General features: G+C 45.8%; 8 protein-coding genes. All 8 read left to right on the top strand.

Annotation, left to right across the window (positions count from 1 at the left end; all coding sequences use genetic code 11):
- The first annotated feature begins 74 nt into the window (after positions 1-74).
- Positions 75-785, top strand: coding sequence for a tyrosine-type recombinase/integrase (locus tag I2C21_RS09435; RefSeq protein WP_195279129.1), 711 nt, complete (start codon positions 75-77; stop codon positions 783-785).
- Positions 782-1750 carry a tyrosine-type recombinase/integrase gene (locus tag I2C21_RS09430; protein WP_195279128.1) on the top strand — a complete coding sequence of 323 codons (969 nt, stop codon included), beginning with the start codon at positions 782-784 and terminating at the stop codon, positions 1748-1750. Before I2C21_RS09435 ends, I2C21_RS09430 begins: the two co-directional genes overlap by 4 nt.
- A gap of 48 nt (positions 1751-1798) precedes the next feature.
- Positions 1799-2122 (top strand): DUF6809 family protein, encoded by a 324-nt coding sequence (locus I2C21_RS09425; protein WP_353654797.1) that lies wholly within the window; start codon positions 1799-1801, stop codon positions 2120-2122.
- Positions 2106-2402, top strand: coding sequence for a hypothetical protein (locus I2C21_RS09420; protein ID WP_195279126.1), 297 nt, complete (start codon positions 2106-2108; stop codon positions 2400-2402). The genes I2C21_RS09425 and I2C21_RS09420 overlap by 17 nt, the downstream gene beginning before the upstream one ends.
- A gap of 165 nt (positions 2403-2567) precedes the next feature.
- Positions 2568-2756: a helix-turn-helix domain-containing protein gene (locus I2C21_RS09415; protein ID WP_286167253.1), complete on the top strand. Its 189-nt coding sequence runs from the start codon at positions 2568-2570 to the stop codon at positions 2754-2756.
- A gap of 47 nt (positions 2757-2803) precedes the next feature.
- Positions 2804-5983: a hypothetical protein gene (locus I2C21_RS09410; RefSeq protein WP_195279125.1), complete on the top strand. Its 3180-nt coding sequence runs from the start codon at positions 2804-2806 to the stop codon at positions 5981-5983.
- Between the two features lie 85 nt (positions 5984-6068).
- Positions 6069-8345: a phosphoadenosine phosphosulfate reductase domain-containing protein gene (locus I2C21_RS09405; RefSeq protein ID WP_353654793.1), complete on the top strand. Its 2277-nt coding sequence runs from the start codon at positions 6069-6071 to the stop codon at positions 8343-8345.
- Between the two features lie 13 nt (positions 8346-8358).
- Positions 8359-12564 (top strand): hypothetical protein, encoded by a 4206-nt coding sequence (locus I2C21_RS09400; protein ID WP_195279123.1) that lies wholly within the window; start codon positions 8359-8361, stop codon positions 12562-12564.

Here is a 12564-nt window from a genome sequence, read left to right as displayed (position 1 = left end):
TGTACAGGGCGATAAAGTAGTAGCTATTTCCTTTTTTCTGTGGTATTGTTCGGTTGCCAAAAGGAGGCGACGATATGCAGAAAGAAAACAGCTATACCGTAGGCCAGTGGTGCGACCGTTGGTTTTGCGAGAACCAGAGCAGATGGAGCGGGAGCACCGTGGGCGGATACCGCAACCTGATCTACCGCCACATCCTCCCCGGAATCGGGTGCATCCCACTGGTGGAGCTGGCCGAAGACACCGTCACCAGATTCTACGACAGTCTGCGGAGCCAGGGGCTCAGCGCCAGAAGCGTCTGGTGCGTCCACCTGCTCCTGCGGCGCTGTATGGACGAAGCAGCCCGTGACCAGTTTATCCCCTATAACACGGTGCGGTTCTGCCAGGAACCGCAGGCAGAGGAATATAAAACGGCCCCCTTGCGCCTGGGGCAGCTCCAGCGGTATCTGAACGCGGCGGAACGGCTTGGCGTGCTCCCGCTTATCTACACAGGACTCTCCAGCGGCCTGCGGCAATGTGAACTCATCACCTTGTCGTGGGCCGATTTTCATATCCGCTGCCGGTATATCCTCAAGGGACATCGACTGCTGGCCCTCAACCGTAAGGCGGAACATCTTCTGGAACAGATACCGGAAATCGACTGCTATGTGTTTCTCAATCCCAAGACCAGAGCGCCGTATCAGCTCCACGAGTTCTACTACCTGCATAAGCGGATACTGAAACAGGCCGGTCTGCCATGGGTGGCTTTCCGGAACTTGCAGCGCCAATGCATGGAGGTGGGGATATGACGCTGAGAGAGTATATCCTCCACTGGCAGGAGGCCTATGACAAGAACCAAAGCAGGCCAACCACCTATGCAGCCCACGGTTATCTCTTCAAAAACCACATCCTCCCCGGATTGGGGGGCATACCGCTCTCTGAATTGACGGCGGAGCAGGTTGGAGATTTTCTGAAAGAGAGAAAACTCTTTGGCGGTCACCGCCCGGAGAGCCCCGAATACCCAGGGCTGGGCGAACACACCATGCGGCACATCCACCGTCTGCTCCAGCAATGTCTGGACCAGGCGATCCGGGATGGCCTGATAGCAGAAAATCCCGCCCGTGCGTTTCATTATCCAAAGCCCAAGAAGGTCAGCGCCAATGTGCTGACGCCGACAGAGGTGGAGGACTATCTGGATGCGGCGGAGCGGCTGGGCCACCTCCCCATGTTTCTGCTGGCACTGACGGCGGGCCTGCGGCAAGGCGAACTGATCGCACTGAAGTGGAGTGACCTGGACGTGGAGGAACGGACGCTGACCATCTCGGAGAACCGCTCGGTGGAACGGCGGGAGTTGGTGGAGCACAAAGGCGGCACCAGAACCATCAGCCTGACCACAGAAGCGGTTGAGCTCCTGCGCGCGGAGCACGCCAGGCACCCCAGCAGCCCGCTCATGTTCATGCACCCGGCCACACAAAAGCCCTACTCGCCCCAGATGGTGCGCCGGATACACAATGAGGTCATCAAAGAGGCCGGGCTGGATCACATTCGGTTCGCCGATCTCCGGCACACTTGCGCCGTCTTATCTCTGCAAAACGGAATGGGCACGAAAGAGGTTTCTCAAATGCTGGGGCATTTCCGAACTTCAATGACGCGGCAGAACTACGCTCCCTACCTGACCATCCACGCCGCCAAAAGCGAAAACAGCCCCGGTGAAGCGTCTCAGGAGGAATTGCGGCAAGCGGCAGATATTCTGGATAATCTCCTGAAATTCTGATAGCTATTCTACGGAAGGTGTGGTATATGTTTGGGTCACAAGGAGATGATGACGGTGGAAAACAAACTGCTCAAAGAGCTGTATGATCACTTTTATATCCACCCGGAGATTGAAAAACAGGAGAACGAAGTGGAGGAGTGCCACAAGGCGTTGATTGCAGCTCTGGAAAAGCCGGAGCGAAGACTGGTGCTGCGGATCATCGATGCCCAGGACTCCATCAGAGAACAGACCTCCCTCGACAGCTTTATCGCCGGTTTTGAACTGGCGTGGAGGCTCTCGGCAGAATTACACAACGACGAAAACGAGCGCTCATTCTCCTGTCGGACCAGAAGAGTGGGTGCTCGTTTCGCATCTGATGAGGAATCGGAATGAAAAACAAATTGCTATAGACTTAGCGATTACCGCCAATTTCGCCCTGCGGGCCGCTGTGTTGCTCCAAACGGCGGTGGACAAGGAAGTATCTGCTCCAAGCCCAACACCCGCAGTGGCTGCGCCCCAGGCGACGCTTCCGGAGCTACCAGAACCGGCGGTGCTACAGCCCCATGAGCTGACGCAAAAAATAAACCGCCTAAACAAAGAAATAGCCGCAGGAGTATTGTGGAGTGCTCCGATATGGAAATACCTCAACAAATTTACGACTTATCTCAAATAGTCGCACAAGCCTCGCATAAAATTGCGAGATTCTCTTGAAAAGAGCCGGACATTAGTGGTAAAATATAAATTAAAATGTCGTATTATGCATTTTTGAGAATTGCCTTACAAAATACATTTGCTGCTTGAAAGAAGGAGAGAATGCATGGCTCTATCTTATAACCGTATGTGGAAGTTGCTTGTAGACAAGAAAATGAGCAAAGCGGATTTGAGAAAGGCCGCAGATATTGCGCCGAATACGATGACAAAGTTAAGGCGAGATGAAGCGGTAAATCTCGCTATTTTAGGTCGTATATGTGAAACCCTCGATTGTGATTTTGGCGATATTATGGAATATGTAAAAGAGCCAAAATAAAGCAATGCAATTAAGAAAACCGAACATCTTCAAGGGAGTAGTTATGTATGGTAGAGAGGCAACCGTCTTGGGATAAATATGAAGCAGCCATCCTATTAGAAGGGCTTCTTACCTCTATGAAAGGCGAACTCACACGCTCGGACGCAATTAAGGCAGTATCTCGTGACTTAAGAGCAATGGCACTTCATCGAGGTATGGAAGTTGATGAAGTGTACCGCAATACAAATGGTATTTCATTTCAAATGAAAAGCATGGAGTCAGCGTATCTCGGTCGCACAGTTTTCAAACCAGCCACCAAACTTTTTGCAGATGTTGCAGGTTTGTATCATGAATCCTATGATGAGTACCAAAAATTACTGAAGGAGGCAAGGGCAATGATAAGCAATAGAAAAACCGTTGAAGACGACTTCATGCGGTATCTTGCTGAACGAGTGTCTCCTGCACAGCTGTCGGAGTTTTATAGATGTTATTCTGAAATAGAAACTTTTTGTCTGAAAATAAAAGTCCTACAGAATCCACTGTTCGAGACAACAGATTTTGAAACCATAAAAAAAGTGCAACGTACCATTGAACAGAACAAAATCTTCAGAATAACCCGTAGACGGCAAATAAATAAGATTGTTGATGCGGGACAGCATTACTATAACTACATAAAAGAAGGTCTTTACGCCCGCATTACTGATGGAAAAACTGTTGAAGATCGTAGCACCATCGATCATGAAATGTCGAATCAAAGCCCGCCCAATGTAGAGATGGCCGAGGTAGAATCTCCTATTACTACATACACAAAAACCGAGCAAGACGAAAGGTTGTTGCAAAAACACCCTGCTGTATATAATCAAATCTATAATGCACTGAAAGACTCTCCCGAAAGTCAGCGAGTCACAATTCGAGAGATATGTGAGGCTATTAACTATATTGCTCGTCCCGCTATTGTTGAGGAGATTCTCGATAATGTGAGCTGGGCATCAAATATTGGAGATTCCTACATCTTTTCAGAAAACACTCCTGCAATCGAATCAGATACCTCCAATACGGAGAGTTCACATAGTCAGGACACAACTTTTGAAATTGATTTTCATGCGGACTTTGACTTGGCATACACGAAGCCAGAGCGGTTCAGTTACTTTGGTGAGCGAAAAGTGTGTGGCGATTCGTGGACAGCTCTCTATGTTGCTGTGATGGCTTCTGTGATGGAAGATTATCCGCACATATTCAAGCCAGGAATGTCTTTTGCGCAAAAATCTGGCCGAATCGAACTTGCGAGTGATGATAATTACAGTTTTATGATTGCTCCTAAACCTATACCGGGAACCGCATATATGCTGGAAACCAATTTGAGTGCAAACGATATTGCAGCAAAAATTCGCTATGTCTTGGACTTATGTAGTGTAGACTGCGAAAATATTGTTATCACATATAGAAAAAAAGAGAAGGAAACCTTTGAACAAGTCCATCAAAGAAAGTCGTTTGAAAACGATGCGATTTGTGAGATCAATAGCAGAAGCTTCTCTCGCTATCTATCTGAAAAACTGAACATGGCTGATGCCACCTGCCGGAGCTATGCTTCTGCGATAAACAATTGTGAGGCATTTGCCCAAGAACACCAACTGGCCTCCTGGCAGCTTTACGCAACGGACAAACAAACGGCACAGGAGACAATTCAGTTGCTCTTAAGCAATGCGGAGTTTCTTTCCTACAATGCAAGGCAGCACAACCGTTTCCGTGCAGCCATACAGAAATTTCTCGGATTTGTTGGCTCAGACCTGACTTGGGCTGCACATGTAAAGGACGATTCGGAACCGACAGAAACCTACAGAGATGAAGGCTATGAGGAGGTTCTTAGGCAATATTTCAAGAAGGGATTCCGCATGGATTCGCCTCTTGAGATACGCAAATTCAAGAGGTATTACACGGCAACCCATGATAGAGAGCTAACTGATCCTGATGATGACATTAGCAAAAAAATCAAGCAGCTCTGCATTATTTACGAGGGAAAAGCATTTCTCCCGGATGTCATGTTGAGCGAAGAACTAAAGGACGAATTGCTAAATTACATCGAGTCCGCCTTTGCGGACGGTAAATCCGCTATCTACTATCAAGCGATTTTTGCCAAATTTTCCGATGCGTTCTTGGACTACCATATCCACGATGCTGATATGTTGAAGTCGTACCTGACTTTTATAGGAGACGGCAGATTCTTCATCAACAGAAGTTTTATATCGAAGACGCCAGATGTTAGCATGGACCCGCTATCTGAAGTTCGTTCTTGTTTGCAAGACTATGGCAGACCGGCGACTTATGATGAGATTTTTGCTGCTCTGCCGCATCTCCCGCAAAGTAAGATAAAGTTTATTCTTGCCAGCAATGTTGAATTCGTCAACAACGGCCGCAGCGAATACTTTCACGAAAGTATCGTCCATTTGTCCGATGAAGAACTGGACGGAATTTCCGAAATTATCCAGAGAACCATTGACGAGAAAGATTTTATTGGTGGCAATGAGCTCCATGACGCAATCCGTGCGAAATATCCCTATATCATAGATGAGAATCACATCCTCTCTATGTATGGATTTCGGGATGCGTTAAAGGCAAAATTAGGCGATAAATTTTCCTTCAAGGGAAATATTATCAGCCACTCGGGCCAGGAGCTTTCGATGGCAGATGTGTTTGCAAAATATGCAAGAAGTCATGATACTTTCACGCTGTCCGAGCTTCAGAGTTTGGCAAATAACCTCGCAACTCCCATATATTTTGAGGCGATTTACGAAAATAGCCTGCGAATCAGCCGAGATCAGTTTGTAGCAAAAACTGCCGCTTATTTTCCCGTTGAAGCAATGGATGAGGCTTTGGATCGTATCTGCATGGGAAAGTATATTCCTCTGCTGGAAGCGACAAACTTCGGCGCATTTCCCTATGTAGGATTCCCTTGGAACATCTTCTTGTTGGAGCATTATGTGGCGAGCTACAGTCAAAAATATATGCTTCTGCACAGCAGCTTTAATGGGACCGAATGTGCTGGTGCAATCGTCAAGCGCTCTGCAGGTATTGACAGCTTCGATGACTTAATCGTTGACTTATTGGCAAACAATCAAATAGAGATGAAAAAAGCCCCCGTGCTTCAATTTTTGAGTGACAAAGGGTATCTTGCCCGCCGTAGATACTCAGAAATAGAATCGCTCATTATCAAGGCGAACGCACAAAGGCAAAGGAAGGACACCGACTAATATGTACTCATACACTTGGGATGCCGAGACGGGCGGATTGCTGCTAAACAGTTCCCCGCTTTCCTTTAGCAAGGAACCCCGTCCGGTGTATTATAAAGAACTGGATATTCTGGGATTTGACCGGTATTGGAATTATGCAAAGAATGACTCCTCCCCATATATGTGGGCGGAGGCCAACAATTATTTCTACCGAGGCCGGCAGGTTGCCAAGACAAAAGGCGGGAGTCTTTACACAGCACCTGAAATCGTCATTTTGGATGACCCAGAACCAAATGGACAACCGCTCCGCTTTGTTGATATCCCTGTAATGGTTGAAAAGAACCGGGATCTGTTGGAGAAACTGGCCGCAGAAACAATTAAAAAAATATACAACACTTATGTAGACTACATGGATCGAGTCGATGTCTTCTATGTGGCGTTCAGTGGTGGTAAGGATAGCGTAGTAGCCCTCGATCTGGTGCAGCGGGCTTTGCCGCACAACAAGTTTAAGGTTCTATTCGGTGATACTGGAATGGAATTCCCAGACACATACAAAATAGTTGAGCAAGTTGAACGGAACTGTACGGAATCTAAAATTGAATTTTTAAGAGCAAAGTCTGATTTCGACCCGGAATTTACATGGAGACAATTTGGCCCACCAGCACAAACAATGCGTTGGTGTTGTAGTGTGCATAAAACTACACCTCAAATTATCTTACTCAGGGAGTATACCAATAATCCACATTTTAGAGGAATGGCGTTCACAGGCGTTCGTGGAGATGAAAGTGCATCTCGTAGTGAATACGAGGGCGTTAGCCACGGAGAGAAAGTGCGTGGACAGTATAGTTGCCACCCAATCCTTGAATGGAACTCCGCCGAATTGTTTTCCTATATCTATGAGAGACAACTCCTGATAAATGATGCTTATAAAAAAGGAAATAGCCGTGCAGGATGTCTTGTGTGCCCGTTAGCCGCATCGAAGAATATGTATTTTAAGGAACAAGCATACAGCTGTAGTGATAAGGGATATCGGACAACCACAACATTCAATAATATTATTCTGGAAACAACCTCCAAAGAGCTGTCTACTCCGAGCGCCGTCAAGGAGTTTATGGACATTGGTGGATGGAAAGCACGAAGAAGTGGAAAAGAATTATCATTCGCTAAAAGTTATACAAATGAATCATTTGAACAAGGTGTACTTACAATTCAAGTATCCCGTATAGAAACTGATTGGAAGCAGTGGATTAAAACAATTGGCAATATAACATTTCTGGAGAATGGTAATGTCGAAGTACTTTACAGAGATAAGTTGTATCACATTGAGATTGCCGAAAATGCCAACGGACTAACTGCCACAGTTGTTATAGGGACAAATACCCAGAAAGACATTTATTTTATGTCAGAATTGAAGACTGTGTTCAGAAAGACCGCATATTGCATTGGCTGTAGAGTATGCGAGGCAAATTGTCCACATGGGTTTATTTCTATGAAGGATGGCCATGTAACAATCGATGACCGATGTGTAAAATGCAAAAAATGTCACGATGTATTCCATGGTTGCTTAGTAGCCAACTCGTTGCGATTACCGAAAGGAGAAAAGAAAATGGGGAGCATTGACAGGTATGGAAATATGGGTATTGAACTCGATTGGGTTAGGTCGTATTTCAAATTAAAGGATGAATTTTGGACTTCTCCTCACAGTCTTGGGACCAACATGGTTAAAAACCTCAAGAGCTTCTTGAACGATGCCGAAGTTACTGTTAAATCTAAATTTGCACCCTTTGGTAAAGTTATTGATAATATTGGAATAGAGAGTTCCGATGCTTGGGCGTTGATGCTTTGCAATTTGACATACACCTCGGAGTTTAATTGGTGGGTCAAAAACATTGATTTTTCTACAGCACAAACCCCCGATACCATTTATGCAATGCTGGATGACTCAATGAGTAAAAATTCTCGTTCACACATTGTCTCCGCATATAAGAACATCCTGATTTCTATCCCTCAATTAAGCAACGAAATTGGTTTGGGTGTCTGTGACTACACGCTAAAAAACGGAAAGCGTTTTTGGAATAGCGTGGTTCGCATCCCTTGGAAAAATCCGAATCCACTTGTCATTCTTTACAGCTTATACAAATTCGCCGAGGCTTGTGGGGATTATCACCAGTTCACCTTGTCTCGGCTCTTAAATCATGACATCGAGAGTGATGGTGTTAGTCCTACTGAGATTTTCGGACTGGATCGCAATCAGATGGAAAAGATTCTTAACGGCCTGACTATCAACTATCCAGACTTTATCAATGCCAGCTTTACGCTTGATCTGGATAATATCACACTCAACAGCGAAAAAACATCCCAGGATGTGCTGAGTCTGTTCTAAGGAGGAAGAAACAATGCCGATGTTGGAAAAATACCGTCATTATTTCGATATTGACCCAGATTATTTTCCTGCCGTAAATGAAGCGGTCATTACGAAGAACCCAGAAGTGTGGAAAAAATTCTTCCCCCACGAGACCTTTGTGAAACTTCTGAAGAACACAATCAGTGTCCTTGAGCGTAAGCAGAAACTCTGCCTGTGGGTGGAGGGAGCCTACGGTACAGGCAAATCTCACGCTGTCCATACCCTAAAGAAGTTACTGGACTCCAGTGAGGAAGAAACTCGTGAATACTTCCAAAGGCACAAGTTGGATAATGATCTGTGCAATCGCTTCCAGGCTGTGAAATCCAGTGGTCGCATTTTGACAGTCCATCGCTACGGCTCTGCTACCATTCGCAGCGACCACAACCTTGTTTTTGCTATCCAGGAGAGCATAGAAAAAGCGCTTGTCGATGCCGGAATTGAAAACAAGGGTGGAAACGCACTAAAAGAGGCCACTATCACATGGCTTTCCGATAAGGACAACAAAAATTATTTCAACGGCCTGATTACGGGTACATACTCTAACCTGTTCGGTGGAGATGATGCCGATACTGTAATTGAAAAATTACGCACTTTTTCTGGCGATGCGCTGGCAAAGGTTATGGACAACATCTTTAAGGTAGCCGATGAGCGTCAGGTAAAAGCTCTCTCGTTGAGCGTAACCGATTTGAGCAACTGGATTCGTGAAGTGATTCAGGCAAACAGCTTGAAAGCTATTGTCTTTATGTGGGATGAGTTTACTGAATACTTTTACAACAATGCCCGCAATCTCACTGGATTCCAGGAGCTTTGTGAAATCAGCGAAACCGATCCCTTCTATTTCGTGCTTGTCACCCATGTTACCCAAGGTTTGTTCCATGAGCGTGATCAGGACTTCATTAAGCTGAACGGACGCTTTGTCAGTCCGCACAGCTTAATCAGTCTACCTGAAAATATCGCATTTCAGCTCATGGGTGCAGCTATGGAGAAAAACAAAGATGAAGCCGTGCTCGAAGATTGGGAGCTTGCTCTCGGAGACCTTACCGCCAGAACACAGGAATCCCGCAAGCTGGTGAAGTCGGTAGCCCGCATTACCGACAAAGAGATGGTGGATATCCTCCCTATACACCCCTATGCTGCCCTGCTCTTAAAACACATCTCCTCTGCGTTTGATTCCAACCAGCGCAGTATGTTTGACTTTATCAAGAATGACCGTGGGGATGAAATTAAAGGCTTCCAATGGTTTATTGACAATTTCGGGCCGGAGGATGATAACCCGCTACTCTCTGTTGATATGCTTTGGGAATTCTTCTATGACAAAGGCAAGGAATATCTGGCGCACGATATTCGCTCTATTCTCGACTACTATAACCGTGCCGGGAATCAACGACTTGATTCTGACCAAAAACGAGTTCTGAAGACGGTTCTTCTGTTGCAAGCAATTTCCCAATACGCCGGCGACTCTGTTGAACTGTTTATTCCCAATGAAAAAAATCTCGACAATGCGTTTGAAGGAACCGACATGGAAGGCTCCGCAGCGAGATGTGCTGAACAGCTTGTTAGAGAGAAGGTGCTATTCTCCAAGTCCCTCGGTGGTGGAAAATTCCAGTATGCAGCCTACAACCATGAAGACGAAATTGATGTAACGCCTTTTGAAGAGCAAATTGACCGAAAAAGCACTTCTGCTTTTATTACGGAGGAACTCGCTGATCGAACTCGAATCATTGACGCTATTACCCTTGGAGGTGCCCTTAAGCTCCGCTATGAGCTACGCTTTGTTTCTGCTTCCGACTTCGATTCTACGATCAAGCAACTTCGCAACACGGAAGAAAAGTATGAAAACAAGATTGTTGCCGTAGTATGTTTCGCAAAAGATGATGCCGAAAGCGTTGTCCTGGGTAAGAAAATCCACGATGCCCTTTCTGCCGGAACTTACAACATGGTTTTTATTGATGCCAGCCGAACCCCGTTTGGTGCGGATGGATACGGCGTATATCGTCACGATATGGCGTTATCTATGTCCCAGCAAGGAAAAGACCCTGCATTAGTTACTCAGTATGCCAACAATGCAAAGGATTCGTTGAAAAAATGGAAAACCCGCATTGTTGCTGGTGAATTCATGGTTCACACCGCCGATAAGCCGGATGGTGAGCGGGCTACTACGCTTGACGCTCTGTACGGGCTTCTCGTAGAAATCAACAAGAAAAAATTTGTGTCCTGTCTTGAGGGTTCTTACAATGTAATCGCCAATATGTATACACCAAGCAGCCTGAAGCAAGGTGTTGAATGTGCTTTCAACGAGAAAACTGCCGGAACCTTCCTGTCTGGCAGTCCTGCCACAAAGTTGGAAACCGCTCTTGACGGTGCATGGAAGGTGCCTGAATACTGGGTTTCCAAACCTCATCTTTTGATTTCTAAAATCAAGGTGTGCGTTGATGGAATCATAAATGATGGATTCCAGAACGGTGGTGGCCGTGTATCAATTAAGAAAATTTATGATGTTTTGAAGGCTGCACCCTACGGTTTTATGCCCTGTAATCTGTCTGCATTTATTCTGGGCTTTGTGCTTAAAGAGTACGCTTTCGGGACATATAGCTGGAGCGATGGACTCACCAACGATGTTTTGAATGTCAACAAGCTCAAGGAAATGATTGATGAGGTCATTCGTCTCGAAATTACACCGAATCCTCGTTACAAAGACAAGTATATTGTTGCGATGACCCCTGCAGAGAAGGCTTTCAATGAAATTACTTCTGTAGCATTTGGTATTCCGCTCAATATGTGTACCTCTGTTCCGAACACAAGAGAACGCATCCGCAGTAGGATGAAGGAATTTTCGTTCCCTATTTGGACTTTGAAGTACATTCTTAAGAAAGAGACGCTTCAAACCGAAATCTCTGTGTTGTCTGAAATCATCGATTCTTTCTACGGGATTGCCAACAGTAATAACCTGGGAGCCGGAACGACTGACAGCGATATTGCCATGGCAATCGGGAATCTTGCCCTCGCCAACGGAAATGCTGCAAATGATTTGCAAAGCATTTTGACCAAAGAAAAGTGTACCCAGGGCATGGCTGCCTACCTTGAAACTTTTGAAAACGGTGCTCTTGTTTCCCTTGCTGAAACGGTTGGCGATGGGGGGCAATACATCAATGCCCTTCGCAAAAAGTTCGATGCAGATGCAGCAAACTGGGTGTGGAATGTCGAAACCGCACAACAGAAAATCCGTGAGGTTATTCTGGAGTATCAAATCATTGTAGAAAGCAATAAGATTATCTCTAAAAGCATCTCTTATGATGCGACCATACGGGAATGGTGCGACAAGTGTGGGTATATTCGCATCTCCTATGTGGCCGCAAAAAACTATCTCGATGATTTGGGACCATTCCTCGGGATGCTCTATACCCTGAAAAAAGCTGGAACTCTGTTGGATTCCCAGAAGCAAACCTTCTTGGAACTCGTTCAGTCTAATGAAAGCACATTCCGCAATTTCTATAATAACCAGGTTGATTTGTTCAAGCGTGTATGCGGATATTATCTTGATAATCTGTCGGACGACGAAATTAAGGAAGTATTTTCCACAATGCCCGCTGGCTCGTTCACCTACGAAAAAGCGGACTATTTGAACCAGGTCGAGGCCAAAGTTGCCGCCTACAAAGAGGGACAGAAAAATACGCAGTTAAAGAAGCTGTGGAGAGAGAAAACCCGAACAGAGTCTCCTCGGGATTGGTCGAAAAAACATAAGATGCCCATTTTGTGCCTTGTTCCAGATAGCGAGGTGGCAAAGGCAAAAGCCGCATTTGGTGCTGTCAATCGCCCAAAGGCCGATGAGCAGTCAATTGACCGTGCAATGGAGTACTTTGCTTCTGCAAAATTCTTTGACTTGCTGGATAATGCCGCAGCTTTGGATAAAGCGTTCCAGAGCAGCATTATTGGAAGCTATTCTGTTATGCTGACTGATATTCAGGAAGTGAAAGATTATCTTGACTCTCACATCACAGCAGAGCCGTTTGATTGGTTTGGCCTTCCTGAAATTGAGAAGAAGCTTCGTCAGATGGCGGAAGCAAAGTACAATCAGGGCGGTTGTGACCGTGCTCTTGCCAAAATTGATGAAATGGATATTGCTGATGTGAAGAAGTATCTAAAGGACCTCATTCGGGATAACATGGTTGTTGGCATGGAGATCATCAAAGGGGATTAA

Source organism: Clostridium sp. J1101437_171009_A5 (assembly GCF_015547905.1).
Taxonomy (GTDB): domain Bacteria; phylum Bacillota; class Clostridia; order Oscillospirales; family Oscillospiraceae; genus Pseudoflavonifractor_A; species Pseudoflavonifractor_A gallinarum.
This window is presented reverse-complemented; position numbering and strand designations above follow the sequence as displayed.

Excerpts from the sequence above, each read along its gene's own strand:
- I2C21_RS09420 (WP_195279126.1), top strand. The coding sequence starts at position 2,106 with ATGAGGAATCGGAATGAAAAACAAATTGCTATAGACTTAGCGATTACC.
- I2C21_RS09415 (WP_286167253.1), top strand. The coding sequence starts at position 2,568 with ATGTGGAAGTTGCTTGTAGACAAGAAAATGAGCAAAGCGGATTTGAGA.
- I2C21_RS09400 (WP_195279123.1), top strand. The coding sequence starts at position 8,359 with ATGCCGATGTTGGAAAAATACCGTCATTATTTCGATATTGACCCAGAT.
- I2C21_RS09435 (WP_195279129.1), top strand. The coding sequence starts at position 75 with ATGCAGAAAGAAAACAGCTATACCGTAGGCCAGTGGTGCGACCGTTGG.
- I2C21_RS09410 (WP_195279125.1), top strand. The coding sequence starts at position 2,804 with ATGGTAGAGAGGCAACCGTCTTGGGATAAATATGAAGCAGCCATCCTA.
- I2C21_RS09425 (WP_353654797.1), top strand. The coding sequence starts at position 1,799 with ATGACGGTGGAAAACAAACTGCTCAAAGAGCTGTATGATCACTTTTAT.
- I2C21_RS09430 (WP_195279128.1), top strand. The coding sequence starts at position 782 with ATGACGCTGAGAGAGTATATCCTCCACTGGCAGGAGGCCTATGACAAG.